16 protein-coding genes are annotated in these 17,801 nt (G+C 65.3%); 8 read left to right on the top strand and 8 right to left on the bottom strand.

Features of this window, described 5'->3' with window-relative positions; genetic code table 11:
- Window positions 1-48 precede the first annotated feature (48 nt).
- On the top strand, window positions 49-492 hold the full coding sequence (locus MU553_RS10740) for a VanZ family protein (RefSeq protein WP_247376993.1): 444 nt from the start codon (window positions 49-51) through the stop codon (window positions 490-492).
- Here MU553_RS10740 and MU553_RS10735 read toward each other — a convergent pair.
- The 5 genes from MU553_RS10735 to MU553_RS10715 are packed head-to-tail and all read right to left on the bottom strand — an operon-like array spanning window position 489 to window position 5,182.
- Window positions 489-1,226: an ABC transporter ATP-binding protein gene (locus MU553_RS10735; RefSeq protein ID WP_247376995.1), complete on the bottom strand. Its 738-nt coding sequence runs from the start codon at window positions 1,224-1,226 to the stop codon at window positions 489-491. The genes MU553_RS10740 and MU553_RS10735 overlap by 4 nt on opposite strands.
- Window positions 1,223-1,954 (bottom strand): ABC transporter ATP-binding protein, encoded by a 732-nt coding sequence (locus tag MU553_RS10730; protein ID WP_247376997.1) that lies wholly within the window; start codon window positions 1,952-1,954, stop codon window positions 1,223-1,225. The genes MU553_RS10735 and MU553_RS10730 overlap by 4 nt, the downstream gene beginning before the upstream one ends.
- Window positions 1,955-1,956: 2 nt before the next feature.
- Window positions 1,957-3,009, bottom strand: coding sequence for a branched-chain amino acid ABC transporter permease (locus MU553_RS10725; RefSeq protein WP_247376999.1), 1,053 nt, complete (start codon window positions 3,007-3,009; stop codon window positions 1,957-1,959).
- A gap of 1 nt (window position 3,010) precedes the next feature.
- A complete protein-coding gene (locus MU553_RS10720; RefSeq protein WP_247377001.1) occupies window positions 3,011-3,901 on the bottom strand; it encodes a branched-chain amino acid ABC transporter permease in 891 nt (296 codons plus the stop codon).
- 6 nt (window positions 3,902-3,907) lie between these two features.
- Window positions 3,908-5,182, bottom strand: a complete 1,275-nt coding sequence (locus MU553_RS10715) for an amino acid ABC transporter substrate-binding protein (protein ID WP_247377003.1) — start codon at window positions 5,180-5,182, stop codon at window positions 3,908-3,910.
- Between the two features lie 307 nt (window positions 5,183-5,489).
- On the opposite strand from MU553_RS10715, the gene MU553_RS10710 reads away from it, so the two are divergent.
- Both MU553_RS10710 and MU553_RS10705 read left to right on the top strand, forming a co-directional pair.
- Window positions 5,490-6,653, top strand: coding sequence for an acyl-CoA dehydrogenase family protein (locus MU553_RS10710; protein ID WP_247377005.1), 1,164 nt, complete (start codon window positions 5,490-5,492; stop codon window positions 6,651-6,653).
- A gap of 3 nt (window positions 6,654-6,656) precedes the next feature.
- Window positions 6,657-7,877 (top strand): CaiB/BaiF CoA transferase family protein, encoded by a 1,221-nt coding sequence (locus tag MU553_RS10705; RefSeq protein WP_247377008.1) that lies wholly within the window; start codon window positions 6,657-6,659, stop codon window positions 7,875-7,877.
- 41 nt (window positions 7,878-7,918) lie between these two features.
- On the opposite strand, the gene MU553_RS10700 is transcribed toward MU553_RS10705, so the two are convergent.
- Complete coding sequence (locus MU553_RS10700; protein WP_247377010.1) at window positions 7,919-8,404, bottom strand: Lrp/AsnC family transcriptional regulator; 486 nt, start codon at window positions 8,402-8,404, stop codon at window positions 7,919-7,921.
- Window positions 8,405-8,500: 96 nt separating this feature from the next.
- Window positions 8,501-9,868 (bottom strand): aspartate aminotransferase family protein, encoded by a 1,368-nt coding sequence (locus tag MU553_RS10695; protein WP_247377012.1) that lies wholly within the window; start codon window positions 9,866-9,868, stop codon window positions 8,501-8,503.
- A gap of 221 nt (window positions 9,869-10,089) precedes the next feature.
- Between MU553_RS10695 and MU553_RS10690 the strand changes: the two genes are divergently transcribed.
- From MU553_RS10690 to MU553_RS10675, 4 genes are all read left to right on the top strand, one after another.
- On the top strand, window positions 10,090-11,757 hold the full coding sequence (locus MU553_RS10690; RefSeq protein WP_247377014.1) for an aldehyde ferredoxin oxidoreductase family protein: 1,668 nt from the start codon (window positions 10,090-10,092) through the stop codon (window positions 11,755-11,757).
- Entirely contained in the window at window positions 11,758-12,717 is a 960-nt protein-coding gene (locus tag MU553_RS10685) for a D-2-hydroxyacid dehydrogenase (protein WP_247377016.1), read from the top strand.
- A gap of 185 nt (window positions 12,718-12,902) precedes the next feature.
- Complete coding sequence (locus MU553_RS10680; protein WP_247377019.1) at window positions 12,903-14,306, top strand: APC family permease; 1,404 nt, start codon at window positions 12,903-12,905, stop codon at window positions 14,304-14,306.
- Window positions 14,307-14,445: 139 nt separating this feature from the next.
- On the top strand, window positions 14,446-15,165 hold the full coding sequence (locus MU553_RS10675; protein ID WP_247377021.1) for a DUF2270 domain-containing protein: 720 nt from the start codon (window positions 14,446-14,448) through the stop codon (window positions 15,163-15,165).
- 17 nt (window positions 15,166-15,182) lie between these two features.
- Here the strand turns inward: MU553_RS10675 and gdhB are convergent, their stop codons facing one another.
- The gene (gene gdhB, locus MU553_RS10670; RefSeq protein ID WP_247377023.1) at window positions 15,183-16,466 is read right to left on the bottom strand and encodes a glutamate dehydrogenase GdhB; all 1,284 of its coding nucleotides are present in this window, start codon (window positions 16,464-16,466) and stop codon (window positions 15,183-15,185) included.
- A gap of 257 nt (window positions 16,467-16,723) precedes the next feature.
- Between gdhB and MU553_RS10665 the strand changes: the two genes are divergently transcribed.
- Window positions 16,724-17,800 (top strand): archaeosine biosynthesis radical SAM protein RaSEA, encoded by a 1,077-nt coding sequence (locus MU553_RS10665; RefSeq protein ID WP_247377026.1) that lies wholly within the window; start codon window positions 16,724-16,726, stop codon window positions 17,798-17,800.
- Window position 17,801: the final 1 nt, after the last annotated feature.

Genomic DNA, 17,801 nt, shown 5'->3' with positions numbered 1-17,801 from the left:
GATGTAGTTACGCGAAACCGCAGTCGTAGAACCCGAGGGGTCTTGAGGATGAGCGGCCGAGTGTCGCACGTGCAATCGCCCTGGCGCTCACTCACGGCCTGGCCCGGCCGCACTGGTCCGGCCGTCCTGTATGCGGTCATCGTCTTCGGCGGGTCCGTCGTGCCGCCGCCGTCGAGCGGGATCTCCCCCGCTGGCCCGTTCGGACTCGTCGGCGCGGACAAGTGGCTTCACGCCGCTACCTACGCAGCGTTCGTCGTGCTCGTCGTCTACGCGCTGTGGACGGTCACGCCCAGACTGCTCGTGGTCGCGGTCGTCGTCGCCAGCGCCTACGGCGCGGGCCTGGAAGTCGTCCAGTCGTTCCTCCCGCTCCGGTCGTTCGATCTGCTGGACATGCTGGCGAACGTGCTCGGCGCGCTGCTGGCCGGCGTCGTCCTCTGGGTGCTGTCGCGTCGGTCGGCCCTGCCGTGGGAAAAGAGGATTCGATCGGACTAGAGTCCGAGGTACACTTCCATCAGTTCGCTCTCGTCGGAGAGCTCGTCCGGCGAGCCGTCGAAGGCGAGTTCGCCCGCGACGAGGATGTTGACGTGATCGGCCAGCCGCAGCGCGGCCTTCACGTTCTGCTCGATGAGGATGACGCGTGCGCCGCGATCGACGAGTCGCTCGACGAGTTCGAAGGCGTCCTCGACCAGCGCGGGCGAGAGACCGGCGCTGGGTTCGTCGAGCAGGAAGGTGTCCGCGCCGGTCATCATCGCCCGGCCGAGGCTCACCATCATCTGCTGCCCGCCGGACAGCGAGTCCGCCCGGTCGCCCAGTTTGTCTTCGAGCGCCGGGAACGCGTCGAGGACTTCCTCGCGGCGACGGGCGTACGCGTCCTGGTCGGAGACGGTGAAGCCGCCGACGCGGAGGTTCTCTTCGACGGTGAGCGTCCCGAAGACGCCGCCGCCCTGGGGCACCGTCGCGATGCCCTCCTTGACGATCTCGTCGGGCTTTGCGTTCGAGAGGTCGACGTCGCCGTACGTAATCGTCCCGTCCCAGATGGGGACGATGCCGTTGAGGGTCTTCAGCAGCGTCGACTTCCCGCTGCCGTTCGGCCCGAACAGGCACGTGATCCCTTCGTGGGACTGAATGGTGACGTCGTGGATGACCTCGTGGTCGCCGTAACCCGTGACGATGCCCTCCGCGCGGAGGACCGGCGGATCGGATCGGGTCTGCTGTTGGCCGCTCATATCGGTACCTCCTCGTCGTCGGCCGAGCCGAGGTACGCCTCGCGGACGCGGTCGTCCGTACTGACCTCGTCGAAGGTGCCCTGGACGATGTGCTTGCCCTGATCGAGCACGGAGACGGTGTCGACGATCTGTTTGAGGACGTCCATGTCGTGTTCGATGATCATGAACGTCGTCCCCTGGTCGTTGAGTTCCCGCAGGTGATCGAGGATGCGGTCGGCCAGCGCCGGGTTGACGCCGGCCGTCGGCTCGTCCAGCAGGATACACGCCGGGTCGAGCATCAGCACTCGACCGAGTCCGAGCAGTTTCTTCTGCCCGCCGCTCATCCCGCTGGCGTCGTCGTCGGCGATGTGGTCGATCTCGAGGAACTCGAGGATTTCCTGTGCACGCTCGTGTTCGTCGACGTCTTTCGGCGTCTGGACCGCCAGCATGTTCTGCCGGACGGTCATGTTCTCGAACGGCGCGGCGATCTGGAACGTGCGGCCGACTCCCTGGCGGGCGATCTTGTGGGGTTCCCAGCCGGTGATGTCGGTGCCCTCGAAGGTAATCGTCCCGCCGTCGGGCGTGTAGAAGCCCGTCAGCGAGTTGAAAAACGTCGTCTTCCCGCTGCCGTTCGGACCGATGATGCCGCGGATCTCTCCGCGGTCGACGCTGAGCGTGATGTCGTCGTTCGCAGTCAGTGCCCCGAACGTCTTCGTGAGGCCGTCGGTCTGGAGTAGTGTCTCGGACATGGCTATAAGATGTTGAACTTCTCCCCGAGTTCGCGCAGGTTGCGTTTGACGTCCTCGCGGCCGACTTCGCCGCGGAGGATGCCGACGACGCCGCTCGGTGCGAACAGGACGATCACCATGATGAGCAGACCGATCAGCGGCAGGTAGAGCGTCGTGCTCCCGAGGAACAGCGAGCTCATGCGGTTGAGCAGGAAGATCAACACGCCGCCGATGATGGGACCGCCGATGGTCCCGAGGCCGCCCAGCAGCGCCATGATGATCATCTGGTCGGTGATGATCGGCGCGAGCACGTCGTTCGGGTGGATGAACGTGATGTAGTACGCGTTCGCTCCGCCGAACAGCGCGGCGATGACACACGAGAGGACGTACACGCGGCGCTTGATCTTCGTGGCGTTGATGCCCAGCGACTGGGCGGCGTCCTCGTGGTCCCGGATGGCTTTCACCCGGAAGCCGAACTCGCTGTGCTCGAAGAGCCAGTACGCCAGCACGATAGTGCCGAGCGTCAGCGCCATCATCAGGTAGTAGAAGAACATCTCGTCGGGCCAGCCGACGAACGGGATGCCCGAGGAGTCGGCCCCCGTCGGAATGGTCATCCCGTACGTGCCGCCGGTGATCTCGACGATGAGCGCGAGCTCTTTCATCGCTTCGGCGAACGCCCACGTCGCGATGGCGAAGTACGCCCCGGAGAGTCGGAGCGTCGGAACGCCGACCGCGTATGCCAACACCGCACAGAAGGCGCCCGCTATTACGAGCCCGGCGATGAACGGCAGTTCAAGTTCTGCCATGGCGATGCCGGTGACGAACGCGCCCACGCCGAAGTACGCGCCGTGGCCGAAGTCCAGGTAGCCGGCGTAGCCGCCGATCATGTTCCAGGACTGGGCCAGGCCGACCCACAGCAGGACGCCCAGCGCGATGCGCGTCCAGAAGGTGTTGAGCGCGAGCGGCAGGAGTGCGAGGACGACCGTTCCGATGCCGAACAGCCAGAGGTGGGAGTCGTCACGGTCGAGCAGGCCCTGGAGGCGGTCGCGGACCGTCAGGTCGTTTTCTGCGCCCACGTCACGCCACCTCCCCTTTGCCGAGCAGTCCCTCGGGCCGGACCAGCAGGAGCAGGTAGATCATCCCGAACAGGACGAAAAACACCAGATCGCCGCCGATGTAGATGGCCGTCAGTGACTGTGCGAGTCCGAGGACGAGTCCGCTGACGATGATGCCGGGCAGGTAGCCCAGGCCCGCGAGCACGATCATGAAGAACGCGAACGCGGTGTACTGCAGCCCCATGCCGGGGCCGGCGGAGTAGATGAGGCCGATGAACACCCCGCCCGTCGCCGTCAGGCCGGCGTAGACGCCGTAGGCGATGGACTGGTAGCGGTTGATGTTCACGCCCATCAGGCGGGCGATGTCGCGGTCCTCGGCGATGGCCCGGATGGCCGTCCCGCCGGTCGTCCGGTAGAGGTAGTACATGAACCCGACGAGTGCGAGCACGCCGACGACGGCGGTGACGACGCGGACTTCCGGGAAGGTCCCGATGCCCGTGACGTCGATGCCGCCCTCCAGCGTCTTCGTCGGCACGGCCCGCGTGTTCGGGCCGAAGATCGTCAACACCGACCCGCGCATGAAGATCGCGAGGCCGAACGTGAACACGAGCCCCATCAACAGCGGCATCGGTCGGTCGCCGGTCGTGACGTGGTGCAGGAACGGCTGGATGACCATGCCCACGAGGAAGAAGGCGATGAACGCGAGGGGAACGACGAGCAGTCCCTCGCCGCCGACCATCGGCGCGACGATGGCGCCCATGAACGCGCCCAACATCACGTACTCACCGACGGCGAAGTCGATGATCTCCAGGACGCCGAACACGAGCGCGAAGCCCACGCCGACGGTGACGTAGATGCCACCGAGCAGCAGGCCGTTCACGATCGACTGTGCGAGGAGATCTGTGCTGACCATCCTCGCTCACTTCCCGACTGGGTAGTCAGCCTCGGACGCCGACGCCGACGATCCGACGACCACTGCCTCGTTCTCGTCCTGCAACTGGATCGGCAGCGGGCTGGTGGACGTGTTGTTGTGGTAGAAGTCGCCCTCCTTGTCGAACGAGACGTCCCCGTAGAACGTCTTGACCTCGATGTCCTCGATGATGCTGACGAGCTTGCTCTTCTGGGAGTCCGAGAGCGGCGGGGCCGCGCCCAGCTCTTCGAGCGCCTGCTGGTAGACGATACCCGCAGCACTGGAGCCGGCCTGCGTGTAGTCCGGGGCCTCGCCGAACTCGGCCTGTGACGCTTCGGCGTAGTCCGCGGCGGAGCCGAACAGTTTGCCGCCCGTGCGCTCGACGCCCGGCAGCCACACCGTCGCACCGAACGTCCCCGCGGCGTTCGCGCCGAGGCCGTCCTTGAAGCTGGACGTGTTCACACCGTAGTGGCAGAAGAAGCCGTTCGGATCGTAGTTCAGCTGGTCTGCTGCCTTCAGGAGGCTCACGTGGCTGCCGATGTGACCACCGTGGAAGTGCAGGTCCGGGTCCGCGTCCTTCGCGCTGCTGACCACGCTCGTCCAGTCGGTGTCGGACGGGTTCAGGTCGTAGGCCAGCACCTCGACGTCTTTGTTCTGGGCCGCGTTCCGCATCGCACTCGCCGTCGCCTTCGAGAACGGTCCGTTGACACCGCTGACGTAGACGGACTCGGCGGCGGGGTCGAGTGACAGGATCTCCTCTGCGGCCTGCCGCGCGATGAGCGTCACCGTCGGGACGGTCCCGAACGTGTGCTTGTACTGCTCTTCCCAGATGCGCGGTGACTCGGCGCTGCCGGTGATGTGCGGCGTCTGGTTTTTCTCCATGATCGGAGACACCGCCAGCGTCACGTTGCTGGAGTACGGACCCAGGACGGCGTCGACGCTCTCGTTTGAAATCATGTTCGAGGCCGCGTCGGCACCGGTACTCGGGTCCGACTTCGCGTCCGCGTAGGAGAGTTCGACTTCGTACTTGCTGCCGTCGATCTCGATGCCACCGTTCTCGTTGACCGTCTTCTTCCAGAGGTCGTACCCGCGCCGGGTGACCTCACCGCCGAATCGCAGGTCGCCCGAGAGCGACGTCACGACACCGAACTTGAACTTGTCTCCGCCACGGTCCGACCCGCCCCCCATACAGCCGGCCACGCCGGCCACGCCCAGGGTGCTCGCCAGCCCCGCTGCTTTCACGAACTGTCTTCTATCTGTTGTGTTCATGTTGTTATCTCGCATGTCTGCCAGTCTCTTTTGCATCTCTCTATATAATACTTTTGTAAATTTGGACTCTATTCAGCATTTGATGCCAATATAGGACTACAAACGATTTTTGTGACCGCTCCAGTATCTCCTTAATTATGAAAATAGGGGGGTAAGTTGGACAGTCGTATAGCGGCGGGCGGCTCGACCACCACGGGTGAGATTCTACACTCTCCGTCCTCGCGGGGGACTGTTCGAAATATTTGGACTGTATACGAGATTATTTTGAAAATATGGATCACCTCCGAAAAACTATTGTTACTGGAGTCTTTTGTCCAACTCAATGCTCGACTACGTGCAACTCGAGGCGGACCTGTCGGACGAAGAGCGGCTCATCCAGCAGAGCGCTCGCGACTTCGTCGAAAACGAGGTCAAGCCGGACATCGCCGAACACTACATCGAGGGAACGTTCCCGAAAGAGCTCATCCCGGAGATGGGCGAGATGGGCTTTTACGCGCCCAATCTGGAGGGCTACGGGCTGCCCAACGTCAGCGAGAAGGCCTACGGTCTCCTGATGCAGGAACTGGAAGCCGGCGACTCGGGCCTGCGTTCGATGGCCTCGGTCCAGGGCGCGCTCGTGATGTACCCGATCCACGCCTACGGCAGCGAGGAACAGAAAGACGAGTGGCTGCCCAAACTCGGGACCGGCGAGGCCGTCGGCTGTTTCGGGCTGACCGAACCGGAACACGGCTCGAACCCCTCCGCGATGGAGACCCACGCCGAGAGAGACGGCGACGAGTACGTTCTCAACGGCGCGAAGACCTGGATCACGAACTCCCCCATCAGCGACGTCGCCGTCGTCTGGGGCCGTGACCGGTCGGCCGAGGACAACCCCGTGCGAGGGTTCCTCGTCGAGACCGACCGCGACGGCGTCACCACCAACAAGCTCGACGAGAAACTCTCGCTCCGCGCGTCGATCACCGGCGAGATCGGACTCAACGACGTCCGCGTCCCCGAGGAGAACGTTCTCCCGGGCGTCGAAGGCATGAAAGGCCCGCTGTCCTGTCTCACGCAGGCGCGCTACGGCATCGCCTGGGGCGCGCTCGGTGCAGCCCGCGACGCCTTCGAGGAGGCTCGCCAGTACTCGAAGGACCGCGACCAGTTCGGCGGGCCCATCGCTCGCTTCCAGCTCCAGCAGGGCAAACTCGCGGAGATGGCGACCCAGTTCACGCTCGGCCAGCTGCTCGTCCACCGACTCGCCGACCTCAAAGAGCGCGGTGACCTCCGTCCCCAGCACGTCTCGATGGCAAAGCGCAACAACGTCGACGTCGCTCGCGACATCGCCCGGACGTCCCGCGGCATGCTCGGCGGCAACGGCATCACGGCCGACTACTCGCCGATGCGCCACATGGCCAACCTGGAGACGGTGTACACCTACGAGGGGACCCACGACATCCACTCGCTCATCCTCGGCCAGGACCTCACCGGCATCGCGGCCTTCGAGTAATCCATGACCGGCGAAGCACAAACCCCAGACAGCGACGAACAGCCCCTCGACGGACTGACCGTCCTCGACGCCTCGCGCGTCCTCGTCGGGCCGTTCTGTACGATGCAACTGGGCGATCTCGGCGCGGAGGTCATCAAGATCGAACGCCCCGACGGCGGCGACCAGACCCGCGGCTGGCACCCGCCGACCTACGGCGACGAGAGCGCCTACTACGTCAGCGTCAACCGCAACAAGCGTTCGCTGACGCTGAACCTCGCCAGCGAGGAGGGTCGCGACGTGTTCCGCGACCTCGCCAGCGAGGCCGACGTCCTCGTCGAGAACTTCCGCGTCGGGAAGATGGAAGACTGGAACCTCGACTACGAGACCCTCAGCGAGGAGAACCCGGAACTGGTCTACTGCTCGCTGTCGGGCTACGGCGAGTGGGGCCCGCACAAGGACCGCCCGGCCTACGACATCATGATGCAGGCCGAAGGCGGGCTGATGAGCATCACCGGCGAGGAAGACGGGCCGCCCGTCAGGGTGGGCGTCGCCATCGCCGACATCGGTGCCGGCATGTACGCCACCCAGGCCATCCTCGCGGCGCTGTTCTACCGCGAGTTCGGCGACGGCACCGGCCAGAAGATCGACGTCAGCCTGCTCGACGGCCAGGTCGCCTGGATGACCTACATGGCGTCGTACTACTTCGCGACCGACGACCCGCCGGGGCGCATGGGGAGCAAACACCCCACCATCGCGCCGTACCAGGCGTTCGAGACCAGCGACGGCTACGTCGTCGTCGCGACGGCCTCCGAGAACCTCTGGCCGAAGTTCTGCCGGGGCCTCGACCGCGAGGACCTCATCGACGATGAGCGCTTCGCGGTCAACGCCGATCGCGTCGAGAACCGGTCGGAACTCGATCGGATTCTCGACGAGGAGTTCGCACAGTATTCGACCGCCGAGGCCGTCGCACGGATGGAGGAGGCCGGCGTCCCGGCCAGCCGCGTCCGCGACATGGAGGACGTCTTCGAGAACCCCCAGGTCCAGGCCCGGAACATGCACCAGGAAGTCGACCACCCGACCATCGGGACCGTCGAGATGGCGGGCAGTCCGATGCACTTCTCGCGGACGCCCACTGCCATCGACCGCCACCCGCCGCTGCTCGGCGAGCACACCGAAGAAGTCCTCCGTGAGTTCGGGTACGACTACGGCACGATCGACGAACTGGACGAGAACGACATCATCTGACCGGGGCGGTTCGGATCAGATTCGAGAGAAGCGCGTTTTTCTCATTCTGCCAGCGCGTCGACGAGCGTCTCGACCTCGAAGTCGTTGAGCGGGTTCTGTTCGTCTTTGACTGTGGTGATGACGAACTTCGAGGAGGTGCGTTCGATCTCTTCGATGGCTTCGTAGTCTTCGACGAGCTCCTCGACCATCTCGCGGTTGGCGACGTGGGCGATGGCGACGAAGTCCGTGTCGCCCATGGTGAAGTATACCTGGTTGACCCCCTCGACGGCGGCGAGTTTCTCGCCGACGGTGTCGTGATAGCCCTCCTCGAACTCCGCCCAGATCTCCGAGATGAGCGTGATCGAGAGGCCGACCTTGTCCAGATCGATGTCGTAGAGGTCGTTTTTGATGACGCCGGACTCGCGAAGTTGGTTGAGCCGGTAGTGCACCGTCGATTTCGGGATACCGGTCGCGTCTTCGATCTTATCCGGACTCGCTGTGCCGTCTCTGGCGATGGTGGTCAGAATCCGAATGTCTTTCTCGTCCATGGGCGACTTCTGAATACTGTCCAATGATAGTGGGGGCATATAAATGTATGCTGGTCGGGATGTCTACACCGCGGTGAGGCGGGGACGTGACGACGGTCAGGGCGCGTGCTGTTCGATGGACTCGCAGATGATATCCATCCCTGCGGCGGCCTGCTCCTGGGTGAGAACGAGCGGCGGGATCAGGCGGAGCACGTTGCCGCGGCGGCCGGCCGACCAGACGAGCACGCCCTGCTCGTAGCAGTCCTGGCGGATTTCCTTGACGAGTTCCTTGCCGGTCTGGTCCTCGCCGTCGGCGAACTCGGCACCGGTGAACTGCCCTTTTCCGCGGACGTCGACGAGACGGTCGTTGACGCCAGCGGACTCACGCAGGCGGTCGCGGATGTAGCTGCCGACCTCGCGCGAGTGCGCGAGCAGGTCGTTGTCCCGGATGTACTCGATGGCGCGGACGCCGGCGACCATCGCCGGGGCGTTGCCGCGGTAGGTGCCGACGTGGCCGCCGGCCTCCCACGTGTCCAGGTCCTCGTGGTACATCGTCCCCGAGAGCGGGAGCCCGATGCCGCCGATCGCTTTCGCCATCGGCATGGCGTCGGGCGTCACGTCGTAGTGGTCACTCGCGAACCACTCGCCGGTCCGGCCGAAGCCGGTCTGGATCTCGTCGACGATCAGCGGGATGTCGTTGTTCTCGGCGATCTCCTTCAGACCGGGGAGGAAGCCCTCCGGCGGGGTGACGATGCCACCCTCGCCCTGGATCGGCTCGACCCAGATCCCCGCCGGGTTCGCGAACCCGCTGTAGGGGTCTTCGAGGAGTTCTCGGACGTTCTCGAGGGCGCGGTCCTTGGCTTCCTGGGGGTCCAGTCCCTGTTTGTGCGCGTAGGGATACGGCACGTGGTGGACGTTCGGGAGCATCGGCGCGTAGTCCTCCTTGTACTTCTTGCCAGCCGTGAGGCTGAGCGCGCCGGCGCTGCCGCCGTGATACGCGCCGCGGAAGGCGATGAGGCCGTCGCCGCCCGTGTTGTACTTGGCGAGTTTGATGGTGGCCTCGATGGCGTCACTGCCGGTCGGGCCGCCGAAGACGACGCGGTTGTTGTCCGGGAGCGCTCCCGGCGCGATGTCGTTGAGCGCGTCGATCAGGTCGAGCCGTGCTTCGGTCGGGAAGTCGATGGTGTGAGTGACCTTCTCGGTCTGCTCCTGGACTGCCTCCAGCACGTAGGGGTTCGAGTGGCCCACGTTCAGGACGCCGATGCCGGCGAAGAAGTCGAGGAAGGTGTTCCCGTCGGCGTCGCGGATCGTCGCACCCTTCGCCTCGTCGATGGCGATGGGGACGGCCTTCGGGTAGGCGACGGCGCTGCTGTCGATCTCGCGCTGTCGCTCGAGGAGTTTCTTCGACTCCGGTCCGGGAATCGCCGTTTCGACACTCGGCTCCTGTGCGAAGTGGAGCTCGTCGAACGCCTGTTCTACAGCCATGGTAGAACACAATTCTACTAGATACTAAATCTTTGTATTGAGTACGATATATGGCCATATTACTGAACATCTCCCGCAGCAAACCGGCGGTTCGGGTGGCAAACGAACGCCGCTCCCCGGCAGTCACTGGCTTCGGATGATGTTTCAGTATCGAGCTAAAAGTCGGATTTAGTTCTACTGATGGCGTGGATTTAATATCCAGCACTCTCATACCCTGCGTAATGCTGCACACTGTGGGCGACCTTCTGTCGATAGATCTGACCGCCCAGCGAACAGACACCGAGTCCATCGACGGCGTCCTCGAGTCGTTCATCGGGGGCCGGGGCGTAGCCACCAAACTCGCCCACGAGCGGATCCCGTTCGACGTCGACCCCCTCTCGCCGGAGAACCGCCTGTATTTCACCACCGGGCCGATGCAGGCGTCGACCATGAGTTTCACCGGCCGGACGAACTGCACCGGCGTCTCGCCGCTGACCGACGGCTTGCTCTCCTCGAACGCCGGCGGGTTCCTCTCGCGCAACCTCGCCGCGACGGGCTACGGCGCCGTCGAGTTCCACGGTGCGAGCGACGAGTTAGTCGCCGTCCACGTTACGGACGACGGCGTCGAGTTCGAACCGGTCCCGGAACTGGAAGGCGCAGAGGTGCCCGAGACCGTCGCCGCGCTCACCGAGCGGCCGGAGATCGACGTGGACAACACGGCGGTCATCGGGCCGGCCGGCGAGAACGAGGTCCGTTTCGCCTGCATTATGACCTCGGAGACGCGCGCGTTCGGTCGCGGCGGCCTCGGCGCCGTCATGGGTGCGAAAAACGTCAAGGCGATCACGTTCAGCGGCGACTCCGCACCCGAGATCGAGATCCCGCCGTTGCAAATGGACGTTCACCGCGAAGCCGCGACGGAAGACCACATCATGAAGCGCCAGGGGACCACCAGCGTCACGGAGTACGCCAACGAGATCGAGGCGCTGCCGAGCTACTACTTCGAGGAGACGTCCTTCGAGAGCGCCGGCGCGATCGGCGGCGACGCCGTCGAGGAGAAGAAGTACAAGAAGGGAACCTGTTCGGCCTGCGCGTTCGCGTGCAAGCTCCCGACGAAAGACGAGGACGCCGGCATCGAAACCGAAGGTCCGGAGTACGAGACGGTGATGGCGTTCGGCTCGAACGCGGGCGTCGACGACGTGGTCGACGTGATGCGCTCGAACGAGCAGTGCGACCGCTACGGCCTCGACACGATCAGCGCCGGCGACGTGGTGTCGGCGTACCTCGCAGCCAACGACGAGTTCGGGAACACGGACCTCATCGAGGACCTGGTCGAGAAGATCGCCCACCGCGAAGAGGAGGGCGACCTGCTCGCGGAAGGAATCGACCGGTTCCACGACGAACTCGGCGTGAAAAACTGGACCGTCAAGGGCATGGAGTTCCCCGCCCACGACGGCCGCACGCTCAACGGCCAGGGGCTCTCCTACGCCACGGCCAACCGCGGCGCGGACCACATGTTCTCGGTGATCTACTCCTACGAGTACCCGCTCGTCTCAGACGAGGACGCCGTCAGCCGCGACGGACTGGACGGCAAACCCGAACTGCTCGTCCAGCAGGAGAACCAGCGTGCCCTGGAGGACTGTGGCATCATCTGCCGGTTCTCGCGTGACTTCATGACCCACGACCGGCTGGAGGGCCTGTTCGGGCGGGACATCGGCGAGCTGCTGTCGATCGGCGCCGAGGTCGTCACCCTCGAACGCCACTTCAACAACCAGCGCGGCTTCGACCGCGGCGACGACCGCCTCCCATACGAGCTCCCCGGCTTCGAGGACGCACTCGACGAGTACTACGACATCCGCGGCTGGCGGGACGACGGCACGGTTCCGGAAGAACCCGTCGTCGCCGGGGACTGAATGGCCGACTCGCCCGACGTCCTCGTGTTGCGCGAGGGCACCGAGGGGCTCTCGACGCGCGCGTACGCCGACGAACTCGCCGACCGACTCCCGGCGTGGACGGTCGCGCGTGCGTCGACGCCCGCTGCCGAACGCGACCTCGTCCGCCACGCGACGGTCGTGACCGGCAACGCCATCGACCGCGACCTGCTGGACCGCGCCGCGGCCCTGGAACTGTTCGCCTGTACGTTCGCCGGGACCGACCACCTGCCGCGCGACGCGCTCGCCGACCGGGGCGTGACGGTGACCAACGCCAGCGGCATCCACGCGCCGGGGATCGCCGAACAGGTCCTGGGGTACCTGCTCACGTTCGCCCGTCGACTCCACGTGAGCTGGGAGCGCAACACCCGTGGCGTCTGGCAACACGTCCAGTCGACGGAACTCAAGGACTCGACGGTCACCGTCGTCGGCCTCGGGTCGATCGGCACGGCCGTCGTCGACCGCCTCGCCGGCTTCGACGTCGACACCGTCGGCGTCCGTCACTCCCCCGAGAAGGGCGGACCGACCGACGAGGTACTGGGGTACGACGCCGTCCACGACGCGCTCGCGCGAACGGACTACCTGGTGCTCGCGTGTCCGCTGACGGACCTGACGCGACACCTCATCGACGCCGAGGCGCTCGCAACGCTGGAGCCCTCGGCCGTCGTCGTCAACGTCGCCCGCGGTGGCGTCGTGGACACGGACGCGCTGGTCGCGGCGCTGCGGACGAACGGTATCCGCGGTGCAGCGGTCGACGTCACCGACCCCGAGCCGCTCCCGGCCGACCATCCGCTCTGGGGCCTCGACAACGCCCTCGTGACGCCACACACCGGCGGACACACGCCGCAACACTGGCCGCGCCTGGCCGACGTCGTCGCGTCGAACGTCCGGGCGCTCCGCGACGGCGACGCTGCCCTCCAGAACGTCGTCCTGGACGGCTGACACCCTCTCCCCTGGCGACCGAGCGAGCTTTTGCGTCCCGTTCGTTACGAGATGTTGCTAGCGTAACTTGCCTCAATTATAATCAACTATGTCTGACTATTGCGCCTACTGTTGGATTAAGTTCAAATAATAGCTTAATTCCTGAACTCAGTAAGATATATACATCTGTCTGAAAACGACTGCATATGGATGACACACAAACGGACGGAAAGTTCTCGCGCGTTCTCTCCAAGCGCGACGTGTTCGTATTGGCGTTCGGAGCCATGGTCGGGTGGGGATGGATCATCCAGTCGGGGTATTGGATCGACCAGGGTGGCGTCACCGGGTCGGTCCTGGCGTTCATCCTCGGTGCGTTCATGGTCGCCGTCGTCGGGCTGATCTACGGCGAGCTCGCCTCGGCGATGCCGTTCGTCGGCGGCGAACACGTCTACAGCATGCGTGCACTGGGACCGATCGGCTCGTTCATCTGTACCTGGTCGCTGATCTTGGGGTACGTCGGCGTCGTCGTCTTCGAGGTCGTCGCGTTCCCGTCGTCGCTCGCGTACGTCGTACCGGGGTTCAACGCGCTCCCGCTCTGGACGGTCGCCGGCCAGACCGTCTACGGGACGTGGGTTCTCGTCGGCGGCGTCGGCGCGATCGTCATGACGTACCTGAACTACAAGGGCGTCCAGCCGGCCGCGCAGTTCCAGACGATCCTGACGGTGGTCATCGGCCTCGCGGGCATCACGCTGGCCATCGGTGCGGTGGCCAACGGCCACTCGACGTCGACGCCGCCGTTCGCCGACTCCGGGATGGCTGGCGTGCTCACCGTCGCCATCATGACGCCGTTCATGTTCGTCGGGTTCGACGTCATCCCCCAGGCAGCCGGTGAAGCCGACGTCTCCGAACGGACGCTCGGCCTGTTGATCGTCGCGTCCGTGTCGGTCGCCGCGCTGTTCTACATCCTCGTCATCTGGGCCTCCGGGCGAGCGCTGCCGGGGTCAGTGCTGGTCGAGAGTCCGCTGCCCGCGGCCGCCGCCATGGAGGCGCTGTTCAGTAGCGCCGCTATCGGGAAGATCATGGCGCTGGCGGGCATCGCCGGCATCCTCACCAGCTGGAACTCCTTTTTGCTCGGCGGCAGCCGCGCCATCTACGCGCTGGCCGAGTCCGGCATGCTGCCGGAGACGCTCGCGACCGTCAACCCCGAGACCGACACCCCGTCGCGAGCGCTCGCGCTCATCGGCGGCCTGTCGGTGTTCGCGCCGCTGTTCGGCGAACAGATGCTCATCTGGATCGTCAACGCAGGCGGGCTGGGAATCGTCGTCGCGTGGGTGATGGTCGTCATCTCCTTCCTCGTCCTGCGCGTCCGCGAACCCGAGATGGACCGACCGCTGAAGCTCCCGGCCGGGAAGGCCGTCGGCGTCCTGGCGCTCGCGCTCACGCTCGGGTTCACCGGGATGTACCTGCCGGGCGCGCCCTCGGCGCTCCAGTGGCCCTTCGAGTGGGGCATCGTCCTCCTGTGGGTCCTGCTGGGCGTCGGCCTGGTGGTCCAGTCGCGCCTCTCCAGTGGTAGTTCGCACGTCGAGGCTCACACCTTCGACGGCGACTGACCACGTTCGGCGTCTGACGTTCTGCGACCGCTCGACCGATTCCGCTGCCGACCTGTTCTGTGCTATTCGTGTGGCGTGCGCGAGACGAGGGACGACGCTTATCGAGCGCTGGCCCCTTACGCTAGTGAGTGTCTCACGAATGAGCGAGTCAAACCGCGACGACATCGACCCGACCGCCCCGGAACAGCGGGAGATCGGCCGGGAGATGGTCGACGAGAACACGGGGCTCGGATCGGTGATGGCCCACTTCTACCGGGGCGAGATGTCGCGCGTCACGACGTGGCGCCAGCGGCTCGACGAGACGACCAAGTGGACGGTGACGTTGATGGCAGCTATCTTGACGTGGGCGTTCTCGAACACCGACAACCCACACTACATCCTCCTGATCGGGGTCGGTGCCGTCGCGACCTTCCTCGGCATCGAGGCGCGGCGGTACCAGCACTACGACGTGTATCGGACGCGGGTCCGGATGCTGCAGGAGAACCTGTTCGCGAACGCGCTCGACCCGACGCGCGAGGTCGAAGACCACGACTGGCGCGTCGCACTCAGCGAGGACTTCCGCACGCCGACGACGAAAATCTCGTTTCGCGAAGCGCTCTCGAACCGGCTCCGTCGCGTGTACCTCGCCTTGCTCTGCGTGTTGCTCGTCGCGTGGCTCTTCCGGATCACGGCGTTTACACCCGGCGAACAGACGTGGCTCGCCGCCGCCGGCATCGCCTACATTCCGGGCGTCGTCGTGGTCGGAGCGCTCTGCGTGTTCTACGGACTCATGATCGTCATCACGATCTGGCCGCGAAAACAGCACGCCAGAGGCGAACTCCACGAGGGCAATTCCGACGACTGGGACGACGTTCGATAACCGTTATTCGCGTGCGGTCACGGCCAGAGCCCGCGCGTGCTCTTGGCCTCGGCGACGCGTGAGAGCGCGACGATGTACGCCGCGTCGCGCCAGGTCACGTCCCGCGCCTCGTACTCGCGGCGGACGTCGGCCCACGCCGAGAGCATCTCCTCCTCCAGTTCCTCCCGCACGCGTTCGACCGTCCACTGACGGCGGTTGATGTCCTGGAGCCACTCGAAGTAGCTCACGGTGACGCCGCCGGCGTTCGCGATGATGTCCGGGATCACTGCCACGTCACGCTCGGCGAAGATGCGGTCGGCCGCCGTCGTCGTCGGTCCGTTGGCTCCCTCGACGACGATGTCGGCCTGCACGGCGTCGGCGTTGGCCTCGGTCAGTACGTTCCCGACCGCCGCCGGCACGAGGACGTCCACGTCGAGCTCCAGCAACTCGGCGTTCGTGACCTGTCGTGCTCCCTCCACGTCGGTCACGGCTCCCGGCTGTTCCTCGTGTGCGTTGATCTCCTCGGTCGCCAGTCCCTCGGGGTCGTAGACCCCGCCGTTCACGTCGCTGACCGCCACGACCGTCGCGCCCCACTCGTCGAGCAGGCGTGCCGCGTTGGCCCCGACGCTCCCGAAGCCCTGCACGGCGACGGTCACGTCGTCGAGGTCCATGTCGTAGTAGCTGGCCGCCTCGCGTGCGACGATGGCGACGCTCCGACCCGGCGCCTCCGCGCGGCCGTAGCTTCCGCCGATGAGCGGTGGCTTGCCCGTGACGACTCCGGGCACCGTCTCGCCTTCCTGCATGCTGTAGGCGTCCATGAACCAGGCCATCGTCTGGGCGTCCGTCCCCATGTCCGGCGCCGGGATGTCCTTGGTCGGCCCGACGAAGTCGCGCATCTCCTCGGCGAACCGGCGGGTGAGTCGCTCGCGCTCGTCCTCGCTCAGTTCCTTGGGGTCGGCGACGATGCCGCCCTTCGCACCGCCGAAGGGGAGGTCCATCACCGCGCACTTCCAGGTCATCCACATCGCCAGCCCGACGCACTCGTCTTCGGTCACGTCCGGATGGTAGCGGAGACCGCCCTTGTACGGGCCCCGCACGTCGTCGTGCTGTGCGCGATAGCCCGTGAACACCTCGACGGTCCCGTCGTCGCGCTCCAGCGGAATCGATCCGCTGAGCACCTTCGTGGGATGTTTCAAGCGCTCGATGACGCCCTCGTCGACGTCGACGTGTGCCGCCGCGCGCTCTAACTGGTGGCGTGCGGTTTCCAGCGCCGATTCCGGGTCTCTGTCCGTCGCTGTCTCCGTGTGTGCTGACTTTGCCATCTATCTCTCCTGTCCCGAGTGATCGACCACTCGGACGGCCCCTAGTTTAATTATATTGTATAAAGCCCTTTTGCATACAATAATGGAGTTTAAAATTGAACTGGGTTCGAATATGGGCCGGGGCGTCGACAGTGCTGGAACGAACGGATGCCAGAGATAGGGGACTGGGCTCTCGTGGTCTGGTGACCGGGGCTGGGTGTGTCCAGCCGGCAGCCGTGACGGTGAGCCTTTACCGTTCGGGCCGATAGCGAGGGGTAATGAGCAAGCCGAGCCCCGACGTCTACGAGCAGGGGAAGGGGATGGACGCCCACAACAAGGCGATGCGGGAGATCCGCTCCCGGAAGGACGAGACCTACGACCCGCGGGAACCCACGCGGGTCTGGATCGACGAGGACAACACGCCCGACGGCGTCTACCAGTCGCTGACCATCATCCTGAACACCGGCGGCTGCCGGTGGGCCCGCGCCGGGGGCTGCACGATGTGTGGCTACGTCGCCGAGTCAGTCGAGGGCGGGTCGGTCTCCCACGAAGACCTCATGGCACAGATCGACGTCTGTCTGGAGCACGAAGCCGAGAATGCGGAGGACCAGTCCGGCCTCATCAAGATATACACCTCCGGCTCGTTCCTCGACGAACGCGAGGTCCCCGCCGAAACTCGAAGGGCGATCGCTTCTGAGTTCGCCGACCGCGATCGCATCGTCGTCGAGTCGCTGCCGGACTTCGTCGAGCTGGAGAAGATCGAGGACTTCACCCAGCACGGCCTGGAGACCGACGTCGCGATCGGCCTCGAAACCGCGACGGACCGCGTCCGTCGGGACTGCGTCAACAAGTACTTCGAGTTCTCGGAGTTCGAGCGCGCGGCCGAACACGCCCAGGAGGCCGGTGGCGGCATCAAGGCGTATCTGCTGATGAAGCCCCCGTTCCTCTCGGAGCCGGAGGCCATCGCAGACATGAAACGCTCCGTGCGGCGGTGCGCCGACGTGGAGGCCTGCCACACGGTGTCGATGAACCCCACGAACGTCCAGCGCCACACGATGGTCGAAGACCTGTACCACGACGGGGGCTACCGACCGCCGTGGCTCTGGTCGGTCGCCGAGGTACTGGAGTCGACCGCCGACGTTGACGCCATCGTCGTCTCCGATCCCGTCGGCCACGGCAGCGACCGCGGCGCGCACAACTGCGGGGAGTGCGACGACAAAGTCCAGACGGCGATCAAGGACTTCGACCTCCGGCAGGACCCATCGGTGTTCGAGCAGGTGTCCTGCGAGTGTGAACTGACCTGGGACGTCGTCAGAGAACGAGAAACCGGGTACAATCAGCCGCTCGCGCGATAGA

The organism is Halorientalis brevis, assembly GCF_023077655.1.
Note: the sequence above shows the minus strand (reverse complement) of the source record. Positions and strands in the feature narration are given on the sequence as shown.